This window comes from Aeromonas sp. 102P, assembly GCF_051920345.1.
Taxonomy (GTDB): domain Bacteria; phylum Pseudomonadota; class Gammaproteobacteria; order Enterobacterales; family Aeromonadaceae; genus Aeromonas; species Aeromonas veronii.
This window is the reverse complement of the sequence record NZ_JBQBCZ010000001.1, coordinates 1596571-1619473: the sequence shown is the minus strand read 5'-3', so window position 1 is coordinate 1619473 and position 22903 is coordinate 1596571. Positions and strand designations below refer to the sequence as shown.

The following is a 22903-nucleotide window of genomic DNA, read 5'->3' as shown; positions in this document are numbered from 1 at the left end:
CTACAAATAACTACTCGTTGCTGAAGCTGTTGATTAAAAAGAACAAGTTTCTAGTGAGGCCATCATACAGAGTATTCATTACATCCTAAACGGGTGTATAAATGCACATGTCGCATTTTGGAGCACATATGCCCGCCAACGAACTCACCTGGGATCAAACCCTGCGCTTTCGCCTGTTGGAGATCGTGTTGCAATGGGAAGGACGGCTGACCACCAATCACCTGACAACCGCCTTCAATATCGGCCGCCAGCAAGCCTCGCGAGACATCAATCGCTATATGAGTGACTACGCCCCTGAAGGGCTGGCCTATGACCGACGCCTGAAAGGGTACAAACCTACCGCGCAATTTGTGCCCCGCTTTAGTGAAGGCAAGGTGGACGAATACCTGATGCTGTTGCACCGTGAAAAGCAGCACCAACGCCAACATGAAGCGGGGCTGTTGACCCTGCCGCTGATGGATTTGCGCTACGGCCATATCGAGATCCTGGATGTGCCCAACCGCCATATCGACCCCAAGATTGTGCGGGGTCTGGTGCAAGCGGCTCGCGGTCAGTTGCGGGTCGATGTCGATTACGTATCCCTCAGCTCAGAGGAGCAGAGCGGCCGCAATATCGTGCCCCATACCCTGGTCTATGACGGGATCCGCTGGCACGTTCGCGCTTACTGCGAGAAGAAAGGGGTGTATCTGGATTTTGTGATGAGCCGGTTTCGTGGGGAACCTGAGCTACTGGATACCTCCCCTCACGGCCGGGATAAGGATCTTGAGTGGAACACCCAGGTCACTGCGGTGGTCATACCCAATCCAACCCTCAGCGCAGGACAACAGGCCATCATTGCCAGTGACTATGCCATGCCAGATGGCAAACTACTGCTCAACCAGCGCATCCCTTTGATGCATTACGTGCTGGAGCGCATGCAAGTGAGTTATAACGGCGATCATGAACAGCATCCGCTGCTCTACCCGCTGGTGCTGGCAAACCGGGACGAGTTGGTAGCCAAGGGCTGCATCTTCAAGCTACGAAGCCCGGATTTGCGCGAGAATTAAGGTACTTAGGGTGTTCCCAGAATAAAAACATGGCTACAGGAAGGCTAGCCCCGCTTGTACCTACTTACTTGCTCAAGAAAGTAGCTGCTCAGCTCACCCTTATGCTGGCTTGCTTCGCTTTCTGCGCTGGCCAAGTGACCGTTGCGCTCCTTCCATACCGCATATGCGGCGGCCTTCTCGACCTCGACCCGTTCTTGCTGCTCTTTCGGTAGGGCACACAGATTGTGACTCATACTGACCTCTTTGTTATTTGTTGGCGTCATGGTACGCCATCACTGGCATGCGGGACTTGCGCTGGTTCAAAGGTGGTGCGCTATAATGCCTGTATATAAATACAGGCGTTGTTACCATGAAGCTGTTAACCCCAGACCCATCACCCGCCGATGTGACCATCCCGCTGTTCTTGCACCGCGCCTCTTGCGGCTTTCCCAGCCCAGCCAGCGACTATCTGGAAGGGAAGTTGGACCTCAACTCCCACTGCGTGGCGCACCCTGCAGCAACCTTCTATCTGCGTGCCGAGGGGGAGAGCATGACCGGGGTCGGCATCTTTCCCGGTGACTTGCTGGTGGTCGATAAGAGCCTCACCCCGCGCCATGGTGATGTGGTGATTGCACTACTCGATGGCGGCTTCACGGTAAAGACCTTGCAGCTCAAGCCGAGGTTGCGGCTGTTGCCAGCCAATCCGGCGTTCGCGCCTATCGACCCTTGTATGAGCCTCTCTTTGGAGTTGTTCGGAGTGGTCACCCATGTGATTGGCAATCTGAGGCAGCGTGATGGCTATAGCGCTCGTTGATGTAAACAACTTCTACGCCAGCTGTGAGCGGCTGTTTCGCCCTGAGCTGCGTGGCCGCCCGATCGTGGTGCTCTCCAACAACGATGGATGCGTGGTGTCGCGCAGCCCTGAAGCCAAGGCGATGGGTATCAAGATGGCCGGGCCCTACTTCAAGATCCGCGAGCAGTTGGAGGCGCATGGCGGTGTGGCATTCAGCTCCAACTACGCGCTCTATGGAGACATGTCTGGCAGGGTGATGAGCACGTTGGAGACCATGGCCCCCGAGCTTGAGGTCTACTCCATCGATGAAGCGTTCATGGCGTTGTCGGAGTCGTTTGCCGGGGACCTGACAGCTTATGGACAACAGATCCGGCAGCGAGTGTGGCAGTGGACCGGCCTAACGGTAGGGGTCGGGATCGGCCCCACCAAGACCCTCGCCAAGCTGGCCAACTATGCAGCCAAGAAGTGGCCTGCCACTGGCGGTGTTGTGGATTTGCGTGACGAGCTGCGCCGCGCCCGGCTGATGGCGATTACCCCGGTGGATGAGGTGTGGGGCATAGGACGGCGCTTGGGGGCCAAGTTGGTGGCACAAGGCATCAACACCGTGGCTGACTTAGTGGCCAGTGATGCCAAAGGGTTGCGCGCCCAATACGGCGTGGTGGTCGAGCGGATCGTACAGGAGCTGCGTGGCTTGCCTTGCGCAGAGCTGACCGTTGAACCGGTGGCGAAGCAGCAGATCCTCTCGAGCCGTTCCTTTGGTGAGCGCGTGACAGAGCGTGGGGAAATGGCCCAAGCGTTGTCAGGCTTTATGGCTCGCGCAGCCGAGAAGTTGCGGGCCGAGGGGATGTGTTGCCAGCGGGTGCACCTGTTCGTGCGGAGCAGCCCCTTTGACGAACGTGCGCCTTACTACAGTGAGCAGGCTGGCGTTCGGCTGGTCTGCCCTAGCGATGATACCCGGTTGCTGCTGCAGCAAGTGAACGTGCTGCTACCGCAGATTTGGCGCGACGGTTACCGCTATCAGAAAGGCGGGGTCATGCTGAGCGAATTCACTCCCAAGGGGCAGCAACAGGCCGATCTGTTTGCCCCGCAGTCCGCTCAATCGGATGCGCTGATGGCAGTGATGGACCAGATCAAAGCCAAGGGATTGGGGCGAGTAGGCTTTGCCAGCCAAGGCATGGGGTCAGCTGAGTGGATGATGCGACAAGAGCACCTGAGCCCCTGTTATACCACCCGCTGGGAGGACCTGCCGGTAGCGAGGTAGTCCCTGAGTTCGCAGACCTGAGGTTGAGTCAACCCAAGTGATGACACTAGGTTGCTGTAGATCAAAACCGTCGCTTGCCATAAACGCATCCTCAGTTCAGTCGGGACGCCTGATTCACCAAGGGTGCCATTACATTAACCGCTCACCTCGAAAGATCCCCCTAAAGATAAACCACGTTGAGCACGCTGACTCGACATTAGTCCCGTAATTTAATTACGCAATATAAAAACAACATCGACTAAATACCCACCCCAAGCCACTGCTTTATAGGTGACAAATAAAAAATAATAACTTAACACCTCTGATCAATATGCTTTATTTGTGACGGATGTTCAATTTTTAACATTTTACAGCGATTGAACTCACTGCAACTTACTGATTCTGGTTAGTGACAAAAAACACACGTTAAGGTGGTGTGATTTATTTGCATCTAAATTGCTTCTCTTTAGTGTGCTTTTAGTGGTTAACTTACCACATTACTCAATGGAAACGAAAAATTAACAATATCAGTTACATAAATAAACGTTTTTGTGCGTAGCTCACAGTTTTTGAGCGATGGAGGGATTTCGTATATTGCAAATTTTATATTGGCACAGCTAGGTAGGATGAATACCAGCACTCTCCCCCTACGTCCAAAAAGGTGAGCCAAGGTGAAACATTCCATTTTCAAAGTCGGTGCACTCTCTCTGGCAATGCTATCTGCCGGCGTGATGGCCAAAGAGTACGAGATCGTTAACGTAGTGAAGGTGTCCGGGATCCCATGGTTCAACCAGATGAACAAAGGGATTGAGCTGGCGGCTAATGACTTAGGGGTGAATGCCCGTCAAGTAGGACCTTCAACGCCAGATCCTGCTCAGCAGGTAAAAATAATTGAAGATTTAATTGCCAAAGGTGTTGATGCAATCACTGTTGTCCCTAACGACGTTACAGTATTAGAACCTGTATTTAAGAAAGCTCGAGAAAAAGGGATTGTAGTATTAACTCACGAGTCTCCTGATAAGCACAACGCCGACTGGGACATCGAGACCTTGGACAACACCGTATATGCCAAGGCAACAATGGATGAACTAGCCAAGCATATGGGTAAAAAAGGAGGCTATGTAGTGTATGTCGGCTCCTTGACTGTACCACTGCATAACAACTGGGCAGACCTCGCCATTGCGTACCAGAAACAGGTTTATCCTGAGATGCATGAGGTGACTAGCCGTATGCCTGTCGCCGAAAGTGTGGATGCTTCTTATGCCACGACTAATGACTTAATGAAAGCTCACCCAGATATGAAGGGGATTGTTTCTTACGGTTCTTTAGGGCTGATCGGTGCCGGTGAGGCGCTCAAAAAGAAACGCGCCAAAGATAAGATAAGCGCGGTAGGTATCTTGATGCCAAGCCAAGCGGCTCCTTATCTGATCCGTGGGGAAATTGATAAAGGTTTCTTATGGGATCCTGCAGATGCTGGTTATGCATTAGTTTCCGTTGCCAAAATGATGCTTGATGGTAAAGAAATTAAAGGTGGGCTAGAAATCCAGAATCTGGGCAAGGCTGAAGTAAACGCAGAGACTAAAGTCATCAAATTTAACAAGATCTTAGAAGTAGATAAAACTAACGCAAGCAGCTTGGGATTCTAAGTCCACTATCCCTTATGGTGAGTCAGTATAACTCTACACCTGACTCACCATTTTTAGAGGCCTGTGGCCGCACATCTGGTTACCTGGCAGGATATTTATGTCCAACGAATTCATTACCCTCAAAAACGTCTCAAAACATTTTGGTTCTGTAAAAGCTCTGAGCAATGTAAATATCAGCTTCAATCGTGGCGAAGTACACTGTTTGGCAGGAAAAAATGGCTGTGGCAAGAGCACTCTATTCAAGGTTATCTCTGGCGTTCACGCGCCAGAAAAAGGCGCCAGTATAATTATCGAGGGTAAGTCATACAGTCGTCTAACTCCCCAAGAGTCGCTCGAACATGGGGTTCAGGTTATTTATCAAGATCTATCTCTTTTCCCGAACCTTACTGTATTTGAGAACATCGCTATGCAGGACCACATTCCGTGGTACAAGGGGTTTGTCAGTACAGTTCGGCTAAAGGAGATTGCCAAACGCGCAATGAAAATAGTGGGGGTTGACCTGCCACTGGATAAACGGGTGGAACAACTCTCTATCGCACAGTGCCAGTTGGTCGCCATCTGTCGTGCCATGGCTGCTGATGCAAAACTTGTGATCATGGATGAACCTACCGCCTCACTGACCCGTAGCGAAGTGAACAACCTTATAAAGGTTGTGGTGGATCTTAAATCCAGAGGGATTACCGTCGTTTTTGTAAGCCACAAGCTCGATGAGGTGATGGAGATCTCTGATCGAATTACAGTTATCCGTGATGGCGAAACTGTTGGGACCTTCGGTGCTGATGAGGTGAATAGCGATGAATTGGCTTTTCTGATGACTGGCCAACGCTTCGAGTTCACGCCTATAGGTGACTTCACTGCCAAAGCAGATGACAGTGATATCCGTCTATCAATAAACCAACTGTCAAAAAAAGGGCAATATCACAATATCGATCTCACATTGCGCGCAGGGGAAATCGTCTCTATTACCGGCCTTTTAGGCTCGGGGCGTAGCGAACTGTGTCTCTCACTATTTGGCATGACTCGTCCTGATAGTGGCACTATTGCCGTCAACGGAGAACCGGTTTGTTTCAACAACAACCGGGATGCAATTGCCAAGGGGATCGGCTATGTGTCCGAAGATCGTATGTCTACAGGACTGGTGATGGCCCAAAGCATCGCCGATAATACCACTGCAACAGTTCTATCCAAGCTATCAAACAACGGTTTACTAGATCATGACAAAGCCAAATCCTTGGTCAGTAGACTCATCACTTCCCTGGCGATTAAAGTCGCAGATCCCGCACTGCCTGTTACCAGCCTTTCTGGCGGGAATGCACAGCGTATCGCTATTGCTAAGTGGATTGCTGCAGATCCTCAGATACTGATCTTGGATTCACCGACAGTCGGTGTCGATATCGCTAATAAGGAGAGTATCTATCAAATTGCCAAAGATCTGGCTGCTCAAGGCATGGCAATACTAATGGTCAGCGATGAAATCCCCGAGGTTTATTACAACAGCCACAGAGTTATTGTGATGAAAGAAGGTTATTTTACTCATGAGTTTAAACCCTCCTGCTGTACCGAATTAGAAATTATGGAGGCGGTTAATGCTTAATATTAAAAATTATATCAAGCACCACGAGTTTTATCTGGCACTGCTGATCATTGTGTTGATTATTGGCCTGAGTGCCACGACAACAGACTTTATGACTCTGGGTAATATTTTTGATATGACGGTCAGCTCAGCCATTCTTTGCATCATGGCTTGTGGATTGTTTGTTGTTTTGATCGCAGGAGGAATTGATATTTCTTTCCCTGCAACTGCAGCTATTTCCCAGTATGTGATGGCCAGCTATATCCTCGCCAATGGCGGAAATTTCGTTATAGCCTTTGCTATCGCAGCAGCAGTTGGGATAGCGCTGGGCATCCTTAACGCGACCTTAGTTTATCGGCTCAAGGTCCCCGCAATTATCATCACTATAGCAATGCTAAATGTCTATTTTGGCTTGCTGATTTACTTCAGTAATGGCGAATGGCTCTATGGTTTTCCTGACTGGTTTATGGAAGGGGCTGAAGTGCTTAGTTTTAGCGGTAGTGATGGCTATGATTATGGACTTAACCTCCCAATCATGGTGCTGCTTGCCTCCGTAGCATTGACCTCTTTGCTTATGAATAAAACCCGAATTGGTCGCCAGATCTATGCGATGGGTGGTAATAGTGATGCGGCTGGTCGCGTTGGCATCAATTTGTTCGGTCTTAATTTGTTTGTTTATGGCTATATGGGCGCCTTGGCTGGCATTGCTGCTGTGGTACAGACCCAAATTACGCAGTCAGTAGCACCTAACTCGCTAATGGGGTTTGAGTTAACTGTATTGGCCGCAGTGGTATTGGGTGGGGCCAGCATGACTGGCGGAAAAGGCTCCTTGCTCGGCGTTATCCTGGGCGTGGCATTGCTGGCGATCCTCAAGAATGGGTTAACGCTCTTGGGTGTACCTTCCTACTGGCATACGGTGGTCACAGGTCTAATCATCCTTTTGAGTATCAGCATTACTGCACTGAATGAAAAACAGCAAGCGAAGCAGGAGGCTTGATGGACACGCTAATTAATACCTTAAAACTGCCGACTGACAGAAACATCCGCTACTTACTGGTGATCATGGTTGCCATTCTGGTTCTGATGGCTGTTAGTTCAGGTAGTGCCTTTTTTTCCTTGGCAAATCTACAGTCCATGTCATCCCAAATGCCACTGCTGGGCATACTGGCACTGGCTATGATGGTGTGTATGCTGACCGGAGGGATCAACCTCTCAATTATCGCAACCACGAATGCTTGCGCATTAGTGATGGCCAGCGTAATCACCCAAAGCCCAGACAGCTATTTAGTACTGATAACCGCACTGGCTGCAGGTTTCGCTACCGCGGTTGTAGTAGGACTGGCCAATGGTTTCCTGATTGCCTATGTGGGCGTCTCTCCTATCCTTGCCACTCTGGGCATGATGACCTTTATCAACGGCCTGAACGTGCTGATCTCCGGAGGCAGCGTGATCTCCGGATTCCCTGATGCTTTGTTGGCACTGGGCAATGGAAATGTGCTCGGGGTTCCCATGCCACTGGTGTTGTTTGGCCTGTTTGCCTTGGGACTGTGGGCAATGCTGGAACACACCCCTCTGGGCAGGGCGATTTATCTGATCGGCTCCAATGAAAAAGCCAGCCGCTTTTCCGGCATCAATACCCAAAAATCCCTGATGTATGTCTATATGGTCTCTTCGATCCTGTGCTGGGTGGCAGCCCTGATCATGATGGCCAAGTTTAACTCTGCCAAAGCAGGCTATGGCGAATCATACCTGCTAGTCGCCATCCTTGCCTCCGTACTGGGGGGGATCAATCCAGATGGGGGATTTGGTCGCATTATCGGCATCTGCCTGGCCTTGGCTGTATTACAGACTCTCGAGAGTGGTCTCAACCTGCTTGGGGTGTCCAGTTATCTGACCATGGCACTGTGGGGGGGCATCCTCATTCTTTTCATCGCCCTGCAAAAATACAAAGCATAGGAACCAATTATGAGCAGTTTTTTTATCGGTGTGGACGTCGGTAGCGGCAGTGCTCGGGCTGGAGTATTTGATATTTATGGCCGTAAGGTGGGTGAGGCTAAACGCAATATTCAGATCTTCAAACCCAAGGCTAATTTCGTTGAACAGTCGTCCGATGATATTTGGCAATGTGTCTGTATGGCAGTGCGTGACGCAGTCTCCCAAGCCAACATTGAACCTATTCAGGTCAAAGGAGTTGGTTTCGATGCCACTTGCTCCCTGGTAGTCCTGGACCAGCAAGGCCATCCACTGACAGTAAGTCCTACTGGTCGTCGCGAACAGAACATCATTATGTGGATGGATCATCGTGCCATCGCTCAAGCTGACCGAATCAACGCCGGTAAGCACTCGGTACTTGCCTTCGTCGGGAATACCATCTCCCCCGAAATGCAGACACCAAAGTTGTTGTGGCTGAAAGAAAATATGTCATCCACTTGGTCAAAGGCTGGCTATTTCTTCGATCTGCCCGATTTTCTCACTTGGAAGGCCACTGGCGATAATAGTCGCTCCTTATGCTCAACAGTATGCAAATGGACCTACAGAGGGCATGAAGGAAAATGGGATAAAGGATTCTTTGAATCTATCGGCCTAGCGGATTTGCTACAACATGACGCCCGTTCCATTGGCTCTGACATTCTTCCTATGGGACAGCCCGTGGGTAACGGCCTGACACGACAGGCGGCCCAAGAGTTGGGGCTGGTGATCGGCACCCGGGTTGGCACCTCCATCATTGATGCTCATGCTGGTGGTATCGGCGTTTTGGGGGCTGCTGGAATGACTGGGGAGGCTGCTGACTTTAATAAACGTCTGGCATTGATCGGGGGCACCTCTTCTTGCCACATGGCAGTATCTAAAACGGCACGTTTTATCGACGGTATTTGGGGTGCCTATTACAGTGCAATGATCCCGGGTTATTGGCTCAATGAGGGCGGTCAGTCTGCTACCGGTGCGCTCATCGACCACATGATTACCGCTCATCCCTATCATGAGCAGGCCCTCACACAAGCCGAAGCCGCAGGCCTAACTATCTATGAACTGTTGAATGACCAACTGCTTAGTCTTGCTGGCAACAAGGAGGACATTGCCTTCCTGACCAAGGACCGCCATGTCTTGCCCTATTTCCATGGAAACCGCTCACCCCGAGCTAACCCGCATCTGACGGGGTCCATGACGGGGTTAACTATGAACCGGACTCTCGAGGATATGGCACTGCAATATCTGGCCACCATTCAAGCCATTGCCTTAGGTACACGACACATCATTGAAGTCAAAAATGCAGCTGGGTACGAGATCGATACCATCATGGGTTGCGGTGGTGGCACCAAAAACCCGGTATTCATCCAAGAGCACGCAAATGCGACTGGCTGTGCCATGTTGCTACCTGAAGAAAGTGAAGCTGTATTGTTGGGCTCAGCCATGTTGGGGGCTGTTGCGGCAGGCTTTTATACCGATATCCTCAGAGATCCCCTCATTTTTAGAGACTCAAATAATTCCAAGTGTGCGGGTATATAAGCGGTGTTGCTTCAGGTAGTAGATAAATTTATCCATCAACAAGACCGCATTGGCTTCTTTCATTTTAGGTAGCAACTGGTAATAGATGACCCCTTGCCGAAAGAACGAATAGGTTCGGCTCTTGCTGGTATTGACCTTGATCGTTCTCTCTAGACCGACACTGTCTCCAGCCTTACCCAGCAGCGTCAGCAAGACGATGGCCAGGGCACTGAATAAAAACAGTCGGTCGCGCCGGACCGGATTACTGATGTGCACATCTCCCATACCCATGCCGAATTTGTAATCTTTGATATCACGAAAACTGGTCTCGATACCCCAGCGCTGGCCGTATAGTTGCAACGCCTTGGCGGCGCTCAGGTCGGTCCGGTTACTGGCCAGAAACCACGCGTCTTTCATGCCACTCTTATGACAACAATAGACCCGTTCGACAGGCTGTCGCTGCCCAGTTAGCTCCACCGCTTTGAGGGTTCGGGTGCGCCCGGTCGGCGTTAGCCAGTCCCGAGCTGGAACCTGCTCTACACCAGGGTAACCAACCAAAACATTTCCTTTAAATCTAATGAGATAAGCAAAGCCTAGCTCTTGCTCCAGGCGTTCGAACAGCTCCATGTAACCAAAGCCGCGGTCAGCTACTACCGTCACGAAGATACCCTCTGGCAACGTCTGCTTGAGCTTGGTGAGCAGCTCTTTCTCATGGGCATTGCGTTGCCCTTTGAGCAACGATTTCCGATGGGTTTTCCACAGCAGCGGAGTACTGCGACCGTGGTTGGTTTGCAGGCTGATAACCAAGGTACTGTGATCATCGGCATCGAATTCGGTCCAGTCCATGGAGACTACGATCTCGGTACGTTCACCGACCACATAGGGCACCCAATCGTCAAAGAGGCTCCAGACATTGAGCTTGGTGTTAGTGAGCAGGCGATCCACCTGTTTAACCGCATGTTTACGTTCGAGACCGTTGGCCAAGGAGAGGCCACTACCGATGGCGTGGATGGCCAGTGAACCTGACTCGATAACCCCGAGGGTAGCATTGGCGAGGGAAAGAACACGCTTAGCATGCATGTCCTGTCCAAATATATCGTCGATGTGGTTGAGGATTAGTTCGTGGTTAAACATGGGGATAGTCTGTTGGGTATTAGCTGGTCAAGGATGGCGATCATACCTCAGAAGCCGCGCCACGCCTCGCTCATATGAGGGGATGGTTAAGACCGATATCCCTGACGCTATGAATGGAATGAGCCGTATCGGCAAGACCGTTACGCCGCAGGCTACCAAGATCAAGCGTTATTACGATGCCAAGTACAGCGTGTTCCAGCAGATGTATGAAGATGATCGTCACTATAAATCGATGATGGCCGACTTCTGAGGAACACCCACGTAAAGCTAAGCAGCAAAGCGGTATCTGCCACTTTGCTGCTTTTATACTTTTATGCTGACAACCCTGTCATCTACAGTAGTTTTTACCACTTGCTATCTATATCGCCTTTACAACTGCGGGCATTAATGGATGCACGGCATCCGTAGCCGAGAGAGGCAACGATGAACCATTCTTGGTCAAATACAGTTTCGCAACCACATATTCAATGTAATAAACACGATATAGCTCACACTAATCAACTTTGGAATTTCATATTATTATTTATATTCAAAAACTTAATATAGCTTAATTTTTATTTATTTGGACAGGCCGTAGCCAAATTTTTAACTTGTAAAATGGTGTGCTTATGTATGCAAAATATGTCGAAAAACCGCTTTATTTGTTAATTGCCGATTGGATGATGGCTGAGAAACGCTGGATCACGGCAAAGGAGATTTCCCGTCATTTTGATATGGAGCACTGCAAAGCGATTAATACACTCTCCTATATTCTGTCAGAAGTGGGAGAAATTGTTTGTGAGGTTAAGATGATCCCCAATCAGATTGCAGGTCGGGGCTGTCAGTGCCAGCGGCTGGTGAAAGTTGTTAGTATTGATTCTCATTTATACAGCCGCTTGAATCATAAGTCTCAGGAACAAAAAGTAAATGTGGCAAAAACGCCACGACTATCTGCCGTCCCCCCAACAGAGCTAAACCGTGAGCAGAAATGGCAAATGATGCTCTCCAAGAGCATGCGACGATAACGTTGATTTGCCGGATAAGCGTAAGCGCCATCCGGCATAAATCACTATGCTGATTTTGGCTTTACGTCCGTCGTGCCTTTCTGACGCGGGCGATTTTCTTCGACCTGCGTTAAGGGCTGCGTTTCGTGTAGACCTGTCCGGCATCGGATTGCAAGCCCCTGATACTCTTTAGTGTTTAACCGTTTCCAGTGCAGTTCCAAGTCCGTGACTTCACGCAGTACGCGAGCTGGTGAGCCAACCAGCAACTGCCTTGCCTCTCCCTGAAATGCAGCTTTGACAAAGCTCATGGCGGCGACAATGCTCTCTTCGCCAATCACTGCACCATCCATAATGACGCTATTCATGCCAACCAGCGCATCCCTGCCAACCACGCAACCATGTAGGATTGCGCCATGCCCGATGTGTCCATTTTCGTGTACGATGGTGTCAGTATCGCAGTAGCCGTGCATTATACAGCCATCCTGCAGATTTGAACCCGCTTCCAGGATCAGGCGACCATAGTCACCGCGCAATGACGCGTGCGGACCAATATAAACACCGGCCCCCACAATGACATCGCCAATCAGCACGGCACTGGGATGGACATAGGCATCCGGATGTACCACCGGAATCAGGCCTTCAAAGGCGTAATAGCTCATGAGATATCAGCGTCCTTTCCACACTGGATCGCGTTTTTCGGCAAACGCCTGCGGACCTTCAAGCGCATCTTCCGAGTGCAGCACTGCCGGGTAATGTTTCAGCGCGCCGCTCCGGATGAAACGGTAACCTTCTTCTACCGGCATTTCGCTGGTTGCACGGTAAATCTCTTTCAGCGCAGCGATAGCCAGCGGGGCGCTATTCACCAACTGCTGCGCCAGTTCGTGGGCGCTGTCCATCAGTTCAGACTGGCTGACGACACGGTTCACAATCCCCCAGCGCAGCGCTTCTTCGGCGCTCATCCGTCTGCCGGTCATCACCATTTCGTTGACGATAGCAGGCGGCAACAGTTTGGGCAGGCGCAGTACGCCGCCGCTGTCTGGCACGATACCGAGTTTCGCTTCCGGTAACGCAAAGCTGGCGTTTTCCGCGCAGACGATAAAGTCTGCCGCCAGTGCCAGCTCGAATCCGCCGCCGAAAGCATAGCCGTTTACTGCCGCAATGACCGGCTTGTCGAGGTCGAAAATCTCGGTTAAACCGGCAAAGCCGCCGGGACCAAAGTCGGCATCCGGCGCTTCACCTTCTGCCGCCGCTTTTAAGTCCCAGCCTGCGGAAAAGAATTTCTCACCGCTGCCGGTGATGATCGCTACGCGCAAGTCCGGATCGTCACGAAAATTAAGAAAAGCCTCGCCCATGGCAAAACTGGTTTTGGCGTCAATGGCATTCGCTTTTGGGCGATCTAATGTAATTTCCAGAATCGGGCCGTTGCGGGTCAGATGTAATGATTCACTCATAGTTCATCTCCAAAAAAAAAATAGGTTTACCGGCAGGAGTAATTCCTGCAAGTGAGTTTATTTCAGATTTTTTTTGATTATTTTCCCTGAACAATTACGCGGCAGATCGGCTCTTATCTCCATAAAAGAGGGAACCTTAAATTTCGCCATATTGCATTCGCAGAAACTGAAGAATTCCATCTCGCTTAATGTTTCACCTTCATTCAGGACGATGAATGCTTTAATTGCTTCATCGCGGATAGCGTCTTTAATACCGACAATGACAATGTCCTGAATTTTAGGATGAGCAGAGATAATATTTTCCAGTTCGACACAGGAAACATTTTCCCCACCGCGTTTAATCATGTTGCAGCGGCGGTCGACAAAATAGAAAAAGCCCTCTTCATCTTGGTAACCGGAATCACCGGTATGTAACCACCCCTCAGGTTCCAGCGCTTTGGCGGTGGCTTGCGGCTGTGCGTAGTACTCTTTAAAAATCGTTTTTCCAGGTACACCTTTAATACAGATTTCGCCAATTTCTCCTGCAGGCAAAGGACGGTTTTGATCGTCGCGGATTTCGGCTTCATAGCTAAAGCCCACGCGACCAATGGAGGGCCAGCGCCGCTTGTCCCCTGGGCGATCGCCAATAATACCCACGATGGTTTCGGTCATACCGTAGGAGGTCAGCAGCCTGACGCCAAAGCGTGCGATAAAGTCGTCTTTTTCCTGTTCCGATAAATTGAGATAGAACATCACTTCGCGCAGATTGTGCTGTTTGTCCGTTGGGCTTGCGGGTTGCACCATCAGCGTGCGGATCATCATCGGAATGCACTCCGTCACCGTCGCCTGATATTTGCGCACCTGATCCCAAAATGCCCTGGCGCTGTACTTCTCTAACAGCACAAAAGTGCAGCCAGCGGAGAATGCGGGCATTGCAGCCGTACACTGACAGTCGATATGAAAAGCAGGCATCACCGTCATGTATACGTCATCATCACGCAGTGCGATTTGCCAAGCAGAGTAGTAGCCCGCAAAACGCAGGTTGTAGTGGGTAATAACCACCCCTTTAGGCCGTGAGGTAGTGCCCGAAGTAAACAGAATTTCCGCCGTATCGTCAGTGGATAACGCTGGCGTATAGCACAGCGTGGCCGACTGGCGAGCTTGCTGTTGGGTAAAGTGACTCACTCCGTCATCAACCGGAAGCTGCTCGCCAATCAGACAGATGTGATTAAGAGGTGTGGTATTTTCCTGTTTTATCTGGCGGTACATAGGATAAAACTGGGCGCTGGTAACCAGCAAGCTGACCTGACTGTTTTGCAAGATCCAGGCGCTTTCTTCCCCCAGCAAGCGGGCATTAATCGGTACCATCACGGCGCCAATTTTTGCCAGTCCAAACCAGCAAAAAATGAATTCTGGGCAGTTATCCAGATGCAATGCAACCTTATCGGCTTTGCATATACCCAATGAATGGAAAAGATTTGCCGTGCGGTTAATCTCTTCATTAAGTGAGGCATAGCTAAACTGTCGAACGTTTCCTTCGCAGGATTCGAAAATAAGCGCCGTTTTATCTCCGTACACCCCTGCCAAGTCGTCCCACATCTGACGTAAGTTTTGTCCGCCAACGATATCCATTTTATCTTATCCGCTTAAATCAGGCGTGAGCGCCAACCAGCAAAGCCGATCAGCGCATCGCGTTTATTCCTCAACTCTGGCCAGGCCTTTGCCGACCAGCTCATTTATGTCTGCTTCGCTATAACCAATATTTTTCAGAATGGCGGCGGTATCCATGCCGTGTGATGGCATGCCACGCCAGATTTTCCCCGGGTTGTTTTTAAATTTCGGCATGATGTTTGGCCCTTTGCAGGTGCGACCGTCCATCGTTTGCCACTGAGTGATAGATTCACGGGCAACGTACTGCGGGTTGCCTTCCAGTTCTGGAATCGTCAGAACTTTCGCGCAGGCGATATTCAACTCCGCAAAGCGCGCCTGGACTTCGACGATGGTGTGCGTTGCCAGCCAGGCATCCAGTTTCTCTTCGACTAACGGACCGTATGGACATTCAACGCGATGGATAAGCTGCGTGCCTTCCGGGACTTCAGGCGTACCGAGGATGTGCGCCAGACCAATATCCTTGAAGCATTCGTTGATTTGCGTAATACCGACCAACTCCATCACGATGTAACCGTCAGCGCATTTATACAGACCGCAACCGGCGTAGTAGGGGTCTTTGCCTTTGGTCATACGTGGGCAAATTTCACCGCCGTTGAAGTAATCCATCATGAAGTACTGGCCCATACGCAGCATCACTTCGTACATGGCAATATCAATACTTTCACCTTTACCTGTTTCGCGCACTTTATACAGTGCAGCCAGGGCCGAGGTGGTAGCGGTCATGCCTGAGAAGTAATCGGCGGTGTACGGGAAGGCTGGCATCGGCTGGTCAACGTCACCGTTTTGAATCAGATAGCCGCTGAACGCCTGGGCGATGGTGTTGTACGCCGGAAGATTGGTGTACTCCTCGGTACCAAACTGGCCGAAGCCGGAAAGGTGGGCGATAACCAATTTCGGATTATGTTCCCATAGTACTTCATCGGTGATACCTCGGCGGGCAAAGGCCGGGCCCTTACTTGCTTCAATAAAAATATCGGTGGTTTCCATTAGCTTCAGAAACGCTTCCCGGCCTTCATCTTTGAAAATATTGAGCGACAGGGCGTGCAGGTTGCGGCGTGAGAGCTGCGGGTAGTTGGGCTGCACGCGGATGGTATCGGCCCAGGCGACGTTTTCAATCCAGATAACCTCAGCGCCCCATTCGGCAAACATCTGCCCGGCGAACGGTCCGGCGATTTCGATCCCTGAAAAGACAACCCGAACCCCGGCAAGTGGCCCAAACGCAGGCATAGGTAAATGGTCCATAATTTAGCTCCTGGCAGTTAGTTGTAGGCCGGATAAGCGAAGCGTTATCCGGCATCCCACTTAGCGGTATTGCTTGAGTACCGCACGACCCAACGTCAGGATCTGCATTTCGTCAGAGCCACCGGAAACACGGTCAACGCGCAGGTCACGCCAGAAGCGCGTGATGCGATGATTGCCCGCGATGCCCACACCGCCTAGTACCTGCATGGCGGTGTCTACCACCTCAAACGCGGCATTAGCGCAGAAATATTTGCACATGGCCGCATCACCCGAGGTAATGGTGCCCTTATCTGCTTTCCACGCGGCTTCCAGCAGCATGTTTTTCATGGAGTTCAGTTTGATCGCCATATGCGCAAACTTCTCCTGAATCAACTGGAAACGGCCGATAGTTTCGCCAAACTGGACGCGCTGATTAGCGTAGCGCGCGGCGTCTTCAAAAGCGCACATTGCGGTACCGTAGTTGGTCAGAGCGACGAGGAAGCGTTCGTGGTCAAACTCTTCTTTCACGCGGTTGAAACCATTCCCTTCCCGACCGAACATGTCTTTTTCATCCAGCTCAACGTCATCAAAGGTGATTTCACAGCAGCTATCCATGCGCAGACCGAGTTTCTCCAGCTTATTGACCTTGATACCGGCCTTACTCATGTCAACAAACCACTCGGTATAAACAGGTTTATCCGGCGATGCACCATCTCGTGCCATGACCACGATATACGGGGTGTAGGCACTACTGGTGATAAAACACTTACTGCCATTAAGATAAACCTTACCATCTTTGCGTATATAAGTAGTTTTCAGACTGCCAACATCCGATCCTGCTCCCGGTTCGGTAATTGCGGAGTTCCACATCTGCTTACCGGTTCCCTGGAACGCCATGATTTTATCAATTTGTTCCTGGGTGCCTTCACGCAGGAAAGTGTTAAAACCGCCCGGTAACTGGTACAGCACATAAGTTGGGGCGCCCAGGCGACCTAACTCCATCCAGACGGCGGCAACGGTGACAAATCCCGCTTCCAGACCACCGTGTTCTTCCGGGATCAGCAGGCTATCGATACCCATATCCGCCAGCGCTTTCACAAAACGTTCTGGGTAGACGCTGTCACGATCGCACTCGGCAAAATAAGCTTCCCAGTTCTCACTGGCCATCAGTTCACGAATACCGGCGACAAACAGTTCCTGCTCGTCATTTAAGTTGAAATCCATCTTTCAGCCTCTTGATCAATTGAGTTAATGAGAATTACTTGTCCTTCCAGTGCACTTTGGCGTCTTTAATAAAGGACAGCGTGACCATGATGTTGACGAAGAACAGCGGGCATCCTCCGGCAATAATCGCCGTCTGGATGGGCTTCAACCCGCCCAGTGCCAGCAGAACAATACCGATGACGCCCACCAGTACCGACCAGCCGATACGTACCAGCAGCGGCGGTTCTTCACCGTCGCGAACTTCGCGGCAAGTGGACATCGCCAGGGTGTATGAACAGGCGTTAATCAGTGTGACGGTGGCAATAAAGCAGAGGATAAAGAATCCCCACATGGTGGCGGTGCTGAATGGCAAGGCGGCCCAGGTTTCGATAATGGCGCGCGCCACGCCGTGCTGCTCAATCAGTTGCGGGATGTTGAGAATATTTTTGTCCATCAACAGCAGCGTGTTGCTGCCAAGGACAGTCCAAAGGATCCAGGTAGAAGCCGTAAGGCCCAGCACCATACCGAAGCACAGTTCACGTACGGTACGACCGCGAGAAATACGGGCGAGGAAGATACTCATCTGGATGGCGTAAATTACCCACCATGCCCAGTAGAAGACGGTCCAGCCCTGCGGGAAGCCGCCTTTGCCGATAGCATCGGTATAGAACAGCATGCGCGGCAAATACATCATCAGCATCCCGACGGAGTCGGTGAAGTAGTTCATGATGAAGCTGGCGCCACTGACGATAAATACCCAGCCCAGCATCAGGAAGCTCAGGTAGCTACGAATGTCGCTGGCGATCTTCACCCCTTTTTGCAGACCGCAGGCTACGCATATGGCATTAAGAATGATCCAGCAGGTAATGATGATGGCATCTAATTGCAGCGTGTGCGGAATGCCGAACAGGTACTGGATACACTCGGTGACCAGAGGTGTAGCCAGACCGAGGCTGGTACCCATCGCGAAGATCAGCGCAACCAGGTAGAAGTTATCAACGATCGTACCAAATAACCCTTTTGCGTGTTTCTCGCCAACCAACGGCACCAGCGTGGAGCTGGGACGGATGACCTCCATCTTGCGTACAAAGAAGAAGTAGGCGAAGGCAACAGAAAGGAAACTATAGGTTGCCCACGGCAGCGGTCCCCAGTGGAAAAGGCTGTACGCCAGACCTAGCTCCTTCGCGCCTGTAGAGTTAGGGGCGAGAGCAAACGGCGGGGTAGAGATATAGTAGTAAATCTCGATAGAACCCCAGAAAAGCACGGCAGCCGATGTACAAGAGGCGAACATCATAAAAATCCAGCTGGCGGTGCTAAACTCCGGTTTTTCGTCACCTAATTTCTTTTTGGCGTACGGACCAAAGACCAGCCAGAACCAGCCGCCTAGCATGATGACCATGTACCATTCAAATGCCCAACCCCAGACATTGGTGACGTAACTGAATACCGCATTAATAACCACGTTAGCGGCATCAAGATCTCTTACTGTTAACCAGCAGAGTATTCCTACAATTATTAACGGAGGAAAAAAACCTTCGGTTCAATTCCTGATTTTCTCTTTTCATTTTTCATAAGTGAATTCCAGTGTAAAAATGAAATATATTTGTCACGTAGTGCGCACATTTTATTTTGTTAGTGATTTGTTGATAAAGCTCAACCTCTAGAAGCTCCTCAATTAGTAACTAATAATGGGTATTCACTTCCGATGATTCCGTTATCTAAGTCACACTTTCCAATGCTGAGCGCCCTAGCCAAAAAGAATAAAAATACCATTCATAATCAAACACTTAAAGCAAAACACCCCACTACCAGCGGTGACTAACGTTCAATATTGCTTGCTAGCTCAACAATATTGAAAAATCCCTTTTTTGACATATTTATTTCAGTATTGGTGACATGCGTAACATTATTGAAAGTTAAGGATATCTATGTGTGACATTTTCAACATTGGTGATTATTGTTTTATTTACTAATTAAAGTGCGTGTTATCTGTATTTAACACAGCCGACATAAATACGTTTCCTTCATGACTTCTGGAGATGCAATGAAGATAATTACTTGCTACAAATTCGTACCTGATGAACAGGATATTACGATTAATAAGGCTGATGGTTCCCTAGATTTCAGCAAAGCGGATGGAAAAATCAGCCAGTACGATCTGAATGCGATCGAGACTGCTTGTCAGTTAAAGCAGCTGTCAGGAGAGGCTCAGGTTGTCGCCATGAGTGTTGGCGGCAAAGCGCTGACTAATGCAAAAGGGCGCAAAGATGTACTCTCCCGTGGCCCTGATGCACTGATTGTTGTTATAGACGATCAATTTGAGCAGGCGTTGCCGCAACAGACTGCCGCCGCACTGACTGCCGCCGCGCAAAAATCAGGTTTCGATCTGCTTATCTGTGGTGACGGCTCTTCCGATCTTTATGCTCAGCAGGTTGGTCTGCTAGTGGGCGAAGCGCTTAACGTTCCAGCGATTAACGGCGTGAGCAAGATCCTCTCTCTTACTGACAGCACTCTGACGGTAGAACGTGAACTGGAAGATGAAGTCGAAACCCTTAGCATCCCGCTTCCGGCTGTGATCGCGGTCTCAACCGATATCAACACCCCACAAATACCTTCCATGAAAGCCATTCTTGGCGCAGCGAAAAAACCGGTTCAGGTCTGGTCACCTGCAGACATTGGGCTGAACAGCACGCCGGTGTATTCCGAACAACAGATTGCAGCACCGAAGCAGCGCGAACGTCAGCGCGTTGTTATTGAAGGTGATGGTGATGATCAGATTGCTGCATTTGTCGAGAATCTTCGCAAAATCATTTAATTATCAGGGGATGTTATGAACAAATTTTCCAGTATCTGGGTATTCAGCGATACCCCTTCTCGTCTGCCGGAACTGATGAATGGTGCGCAGGCTTTGGGTGAAAAAGTTAACACGTTTGTGCTGAGCGAAACGGACAGCGTGGCGGCATCTCATCTGGGGGCAGATCATGTCTGGTTGCTCAGCGGTAAACCAGAAGATCGTATGGTCGAAGACTACGCCGATGTGATGGCCGAGACCATTCGTCAGCACAGCGAGGGCGGCGCGGTGCTGCTGCCGAATACACGTCGGGGCAAATTGTTGGCTGCAAAGCTGGGCTTTCGCTTGTCGGCTGCGATCTCAAACGACGCTAGCGCAGTAGCGCTGCAGGACGAAAAAGCGGCGGTCAAACATATGGTCTACGGCGGCCTGGCGATGGGGGTAGAAACCATCGTTTCGCCGTTTGCCGTGATCACGCTCAGCTGCGGGACGTTTGATGCGCAACAACCGGATACCGCCCGCAGCGGCGAGATGCACACCGTGCAGTGGCAGGCTTCGGCCGTTGCCGTAACCCGTACGACAACTCAGGCACGCCAGAGCAATAGCATCAACCTTGACAAAGCCCGTCTGGTGGTCAGCGTGGGACGCGGTATCGGTAGCAAAGAAAATATCTCGCTGGCCGAAGCGCTGTGCCAGACGATTGGAGCCGAGCTGGCTTGCTCCCGTCCGGTGGCGGAAAACGAGAAGTGGATGGAGCACGAGCGCTACGTCGGCATCTCCAATCTGATGCTCAAGCCTGAACTGTATCTGGCCGTGGGGATCTCCGGGCAGATCCAACATATGGTCGGAGCCAATGGCGCTCAGACAATTTTCGCCATAAACAAAGATAAAAATGCTCCGATCTTCCAGTATGCGGATTTTGGCATCGTTGGCGATGCACTGAAGATCCTGCCGGCGCTGACAGCTGCCTTAGCTCGTTAAACCATTCCGGGCAGGATGCGAAGGTATCCTGCCGCTCACAGGAGTACGTATGTCCGAAGATATCTTTGATGCCATCATCGTGGGTGCAGGTCTGGCTGGTTCGGTTGCGGCACTGGTGCTGGCTCGGGAAGGAGCACAGGTGCTGGTTATTGAGCGAGGCAACTCTGCTGGCGCGAAGAATGTCACCGGTGGGCGCATGTATGCTCATAGCCTGGAGCGCCTTATTCCAGGTTTTGCTAAGCTGGCCCCCATTGAACGCATGATCACCCACGAAAAACTCGCCTTTATGACCGATACAGGGGCGATGACCATTGACTATTGCAATGGTGAAGACACTGCATCGTCGCAGGTTTCTTATTCCGTCTTACGCAGTAAATTTGACGCCTGGCTGATGGAGCAGGCGGAAGAGGCGGGAGCTCAGCTCATCACCGGTATTCGCGTGGATAACGTTGTGCAGCGCGATGGCAAAGTTGTGGGCGTGGAAGCCGATGGCGATATTCTGGAAGCCAAAGTGGTGATCCTCGCTGACGGGGTGAATTCTCTGTTAGCTGAAAAACTGGGCATGGCAAAGCGCATTGAGGCATCGCATGTTGCCGTCGGCGTGAAAGAGCTAATCGAATTGCCGAAATCGGTGATTGAAGATCGTTTCCAGTTACAGGGGAACGAAGGTGCTGCCTGTCTGTTTGCCGGTTCACCAACAGATGGTTTGATGGGCGGAGGCTTTCTCTATACGAATGAAACAACCCTTTCTCTAGGACTGGTCTGCGGTCTTCATCATTTGAAGGACGCTAAAAAGTCGATCCCGCAAATGCTGGAAGATTTCAAACAGCATCCGGCGGTAGCCCCGCTGATCGCCGGTGGCAAGCTGGTAGAATATGCCGCGCACGTCGTACCGGAAGCTGGTATCAACATGCAGCCAGAACTGGTGGGTAACGGCGTACTGGTTGCCGGTGACGCTGCCGGAATGTGTATGAACCTCGGCTTTACCATCCGTGGTATGGATCTCGCAATATCCGCAGGCGAAGCGGCGGCGAAAACGGTACTTTCCGCGATGAAGCGCGACGACTTTAGCAAGCTGTCGCTAGGTGAATACCGTCAGCATCTGGACGACGGTCCGATGCGCGATATGCGCATGTATCAGAAGTTACCTGCTTTTCTTGATAACCCACGCATGTTTACCGCCTATCCCGAAATGGCGGTCAGTATCGCGCGCGACCTGTTCACCGTGGATGGTTCCGCTCCAGTGCCAATGCGCAAAAAAATCCTGCGCCATGCGAAAAAAGTGGGCTTCATCAACCTGATGAAAGATGGCCTGAAAGGAGTGACCGTATTATGACATCTCCCGTCAATGTGGACGTCAAACTGGGCGTCAATAAGTTCAATGTGGATGAAGACTGCCCGCATATTATTCTCAAAACCGCTCCTGATAAACAGGCGCTAGCGATACTGATTAAAGCCTGCCCAGCTGGACTTTATAAAAAGCAGGATGACGGTAGCGTGCGTTTTGATTACGCCGGATGCCTTGAGTGCGGAACGTGCCGAATTCTCGGACTCGATACGGCGCTGGAAAAATGGGAATACCCGCGTGGGACGTTTGGTGTGGAGTTCCGCTACGGATAATAAGTACAAATTTGTGCACCCGTAGGCCGAGTAAGATGCTGTAGCGTCGCCATCCGGCAATCATGTGGCACCAATGCCGGATGACAGCATAAACGCCTTATCCGGC

The 22903-nt window shown here is 50.8% G+C and carries 21 protein-coding genes and 1 pseudogene; 14 read left to right on the top strand and 8 right to left on the bottom strand.

The annotated features are described in order from the left end of the window. Window positions 1–128 precede the first annotated feature (128 nt). Window positions 129–1046: a WYL domain-containing protein gene (locus tag ACTG1K_RS07840; RefSeq protein ID WP_201952368.1), complete on the top strand. Its 918-nt coding sequence runs from the start codon at window positions 129–131 to the stop codon at window positions 1044–1046. A 44-nt stretch (window positions 1047–1090) separates the two neighbouring features. Here the strand turns inward: ACTG1K_RS07840 and ACTG1K_RS07835 are convergent, their stop codons facing one another. Further along, complete coding sequence (locus ACTG1K_RS07835; RefSeq protein WP_094697154.1) at window positions 1091–1279, bottom strand: DUF3283 family protein; 189 nt, start codon at window positions 1277–1279, stop codon at window positions 1091–1093. Between the two features lie 116 nt (window positions 1280–1395). On the opposite strand from ACTG1K_RS07835, the gene umuD reads away from it, so the two are divergent. From umuD to ACTG1K_RS07800, 7 genes are all read left to right on the top strand, one after another. Then, window positions 1396–1839 (top strand): translesion error-prone DNA polymerase V autoproteolytic subunit, encoded by a 444-nt coding sequence (umuD, locus tag ACTG1K_RS07830; protein WP_201952371.1) that lies wholly within the window; start codon window positions 1396–1398, stop codon window positions 1837–1839. Further along, a complete protein-coding gene (gene umuC / locus ACTG1K_RS07825; protein WP_440005049.1) occupies window positions 1820–3079 on the top strand; it encodes a translesion error-prone DNA polymerase V subunit UmuC in 1260 nt (419 codons plus the stop codon). The genes umuD and umuC overlap by 20 nt, the downstream gene beginning before the upstream one ends. 650 nt (window positions 3080–3729) lie before the next feature. After that, complete coding sequence (locus tag ACTG1K_RS07820; RefSeq protein WP_201952386.1) at window positions 3730–4704, top strand: autoinducer 2 ABC transporter substrate-binding protein; 975 nt, start codon at window positions 3730–3732, stop codon at window positions 4702–4704. A 97-nt stretch (window positions 4705–4801) separates the two neighbouring features. Beyond that, window positions 4802–6298: a sugar ABC transporter ATP-binding protein gene (locus tag ACTG1K_RS07815; protein WP_201952388.1), complete on the top strand. Its 1497-nt coding sequence runs from the start codon at window positions 4802–4804 to the stop codon at window positions 6296–6298. Beyond that, a complete protein-coding gene (locus ACTG1K_RS07810; RefSeq protein WP_201952392.1) occupies window positions 6291–7274 on the top strand; it encodes an ABC transporter permease in 984 nt (327 codons plus the stop codon). Before ACTG1K_RS07815 ends, ACTG1K_RS07810 begins: the two co-directional genes overlap by 8 nt. After that, entirely contained in the window at window positions 7274–8233 is a 960-nt protein-coding gene (locus ACTG1K_RS07805; RefSeq protein ID WP_139437192.1) for an ABC transporter permease, read from the top strand. The genes ACTG1K_RS07810 and ACTG1K_RS07805 overlap by 1 nt, the downstream gene beginning before the upstream one ends. 9 nt (window positions 8234–8242) lie before the next feature. Then, window positions 8243–9784, top strand: coding sequence for an FGGY-family carbohydrate kinase (locus tag ACTG1K_RS07800; protein ID WP_440005048.1), 1542 nt, complete (start codon window positions 8243–8245; stop codon window positions 9782–9784). On the opposite strand, the gene ACTG1K_RS07795 is transcribed toward ACTG1K_RS07800, so the two are convergent. Further along, on the bottom strand, window positions 9755–10897 hold the full coding sequence (locus ACTG1K_RS07795; RefSeq protein ID WP_041204923.1) for an IS4-like element ISAs18 family transposase: 1143 nt from the start codon (window positions 10895–10897) through the stop codon (window positions 9755–9757). The two genes, ACTG1K_RS07800 and ACTG1K_RS07795, sit on opposite strands and share 30 nt — an antisense overlap. A gap of 82 nt (window positions 10898–10979) precedes the next feature. Between ACTG1K_RS07795 and ACTG1K_RS07790 the strand changes: the two genes are divergently transcribed. Together ACTG1K_RS07790 and caiF are read left to right on the top strand one after the other, a co-directional pair. Next, window positions 10980–11147, top strand: coding sequence for a hypothetical protein (locus ACTG1K_RS07790; protein WP_440005047.1), 168 nt, complete (start codon window positions 10980–10982; stop codon window positions 11145–11147). 358 nt (window positions 11148–11505) lie between these two features. Next, window positions 11506–11901: a carnitine metabolism transcriptional regulator CaiF gene (gene caiF / locus ACTG1K_RS07785; RefSeq protein ID WP_201952398.1), complete on the top strand. Its 396-nt coding sequence runs from the start codon at window positions 11506–11508 to the stop codon at window positions 11899–11901. A 44-nt stretch (window positions 11902–11945) separates the two neighbouring features. Here the strand turns inward: caiF and caiE are convergent, their stop codons facing one another. The 6 genes and pseudogenes from caiE to caiT all read right to left on the bottom strand — a co-directional run. Continuing rightward, entirely contained in the window at window positions 11946–12539 is a 594-nt protein-coding gene (gene caiE / locus ACTG1K_RS07780; protein ID WP_201952400.1) for a carnitine operon protein CaiE, read from the bottom strand. 6 nt (window positions 12540–12545) lie between these two features. Further along, window positions 12546–13331, bottom strand: coding sequence for a crotonobetainyl-CoA hydratase (gene caiD, locus ACTG1K_RS07775; protein WP_201952403.1), 786 nt, complete (start codon window positions 13329–13331; stop codon window positions 12546–12548). Window positions 13332–13388: 57 nt separating this feature from the next. After that, window positions 13389–14942: a crotonobetaine/carnitine-CoA ligase gene (gene caiC, locus ACTG1K_RS07770; protein WP_440005046.1), complete on the bottom strand. Its 1554-nt coding sequence runs from the start codon at window positions 14940–14942 to the stop codon at window positions 13389–13391. 63 nt (window positions 14943–15005) lie between these two features. Beyond that, window positions 15006–16223, bottom strand: a complete 1218-nt coding sequence (caiB, locus tag ACTG1K_RS07765; protein WP_201952408.1) for an L-carnitine CoA-transferase — start codon at window positions 16221–16223, stop codon at window positions 15006–15008. Between the two features lie 60 nt (window positions 16224–16283). Further along, a complete protein-coding gene (gene caiA / locus ACTG1K_RS07760) occupies window positions 16284–17426 on the bottom strand; it encodes a crotonobetainyl-CoA dehydrogenase (RefSeq protein WP_201952411.1) in 1143 nt (380 codons plus the stop codon). Window positions 17427–17460: 34 nt separating this feature from the next. Continuing rightward, window positions 17461–18924: pseudogene (gene caiT / locus ACTG1K_RS07755) on the bottom strand (L-carnitine/gamma-butyrobetaine antiporter); the annotation flags it as partial. A gap of 525 nt (window positions 18925–19449) precedes the next feature. On the opposite strand from caiT, the gene ACTG1K_RS07750 reads away from it, so the two are divergent. From ACTG1K_RS07750 to fixX, 4 genes are read left to right on the top strand one after another with little or no spacing between them, the layout of a single operon-like run. Then, window positions 19450–20220, top strand: coding sequence for an electron transfer flavoprotein FixA (locus ACTG1K_RS07750; RefSeq protein ID WP_201952413.1), 771 nt, complete (start codon window positions 19450–19452; stop codon window positions 20218–20220). 15 nt (window positions 20221–20235) lie between these two features. Further along, complete coding sequence (locus ACTG1K_RS07745; protein WP_201952416.1) at window positions 20236–21177, top strand: electron transfer flavoprotein subunit alpha/FixB family protein; 942 nt, start codon at window positions 20236–20238, stop codon at window positions 21175–21177. 49 nt (window positions 21178–21226) lie between these two features. Further along, window positions 21227–22513, top strand: a complete 1287-nt coding sequence (locus tag ACTG1K_RS07740; protein WP_201952418.1) for an FAD-dependent oxidoreductase — start codon at window positions 21227–21229, stop codon at window positions 22511–22513. Then, window positions 22510–22797 carry a ferredoxin-like protein FixX gene (fixX, locus tag ACTG1K_RS07735; RefSeq protein ID WP_201952421.1) on the top strand — a complete coding sequence of 96 codons (288 nt, stop codon included), beginning with the start codon at window positions 22510–22512 and terminating at the stop codon, window positions 22795–22797. The genes ACTG1K_RS07740 and fixX overlap by 4 nt, the downstream gene beginning before the upstream one ends. Window positions 22798–22903 lie beyond the last annotated feature (106 nt).

Excerpts from the sequence above, each read along its gene's own strand:
- ACTG1K_RS07840 (WP_201952368.1), top strand. The coding sequence starts at position 129 with ATGCCCGCCAACGAACTCACCTGGGATCAAACCCTGCGCTTTCGCCTG.
- ACTG1K_RS07835 (WP_094697154.1), bottom strand. The coding sequence starts at position 1,279 with ATGAGTCACAATCTGTGTGCCCTACCGAAAGAGCAGCAAGAACGGGTC.
- umuD (WP_201952371.1), top strand. The coding sequence starts at position 1,396 with ATGAAGCTGTTAACCCCAGACCCATCACCCGCCGATGTGACCATCCCG.
- umuC (WP_440005049.1), top strand. The coding sequence starts at position 1,820 with ATGGCTATAGCGCTCGTTGATGTAAACAACTTCTACGCCAGCTGTGAG.
- ACTG1K_RS07815 (WP_201952388.1), top strand. The coding sequence starts at position 4,802 with ATGTCCAACGAATTCATTACCCTCAAAAACGTCTCAAAACATTTTGGT.
- ACTG1K_RS07810 (WP_201952392.1), top strand. The coding sequence starts at position 6,291 with ATGCTTAATATTAAAAATTATATCAAGCACCACGAGTTTTATCTGGCA.
- ACTG1K_RS07805 (WP_139437192.1), top strand. The coding sequence starts at position 7,274 with ATGGACACGCTAATTAATACCTTAAAACTGCCGACTGACAGAAACATC.
- ACTG1K_RS07800 (WP_440005048.1), top strand. The coding sequence starts at position 8,243 with ATGAGCAGTTTTTTTATCGGTGTGGACGTCGGTAGCGGCAGTGCTCGG.
- ACTG1K_RS07795 (WP_041204923.1), bottom strand. The coding sequence starts at position 10,897 with ATGTTTAACCACGAACTAATCCTCAACCACATCGACGATATATTTGGA.
- ACTG1K_RS07790 (WP_440005047.1), top strand. The coding sequence starts at position 10,980 with ATGGTTAAGACCGATATCCCTGACGCTATGAATGGAATGAGCCGTATC.
- caiF (WP_201952398.1), top strand. The coding sequence starts at position 11,506 with ATGTATGCAAAATATGTCGAAAAACCGCTTTATTTGTTAATTGCCGAT.
- caiE (WP_201952400.1), bottom strand. The coding sequence starts at position 12,539 with ATGAGCTATTACGCCTTTGAAGGCCTGATTCCGGTGGTACATCCGGAT.
- caiD (WP_201952403.1), bottom strand. The coding sequence starts at position 13,331 with ATGAGTGAATCATTACATCTGACCCGCAACGGCCCGATTCTGGAAATT.
- caiC (WP_440005046.1), bottom strand. The coding sequence starts at position 14,942 with ATGGATATCGTTGGCGGACAAAACTTACGTCAGATGTGGGACGACTTG.
- caiB (WP_201952408.1), bottom strand. The coding sequence starts at position 16,223 with ATGGACCATTTACCTATGCCTGCGTTTGGGCCACTTGCCGGGGTTCGG.
- caiA (WP_201952411.1), bottom strand. The coding sequence starts at position 17,426 with ATGGATTTCAACTTAAATGACGAGCAGGAACTGTTTGTCGCCGGTATT.
- ACTG1K_RS07750 (WP_201952413.1), top strand. The coding sequence starts at position 19,450 with ATGAAGATAATTACTTGCTACAAATTCGTACCTGATGAACAGGATATT.
- ACTG1K_RS07745 (WP_201952416.1), top strand. The coding sequence starts at position 20,236 with ATGAACAAATTTTCCAGTATCTGGGTATTCAGCGATACCCCTTCTCGT.
- ACTG1K_RS07740 (WP_201952418.1), top strand. The coding sequence starts at position 21,227 with ATGTCCGAAGATATCTTTGATGCCATCATCGTGGGTGCAGGTCTGGCT.
- fixX (WP_201952421.1), top strand. The coding sequence starts at position 22,510 with ATGACATCTCCCGTCAATGTGGACGTCAAACTGGGCGTCAATAAGTTC.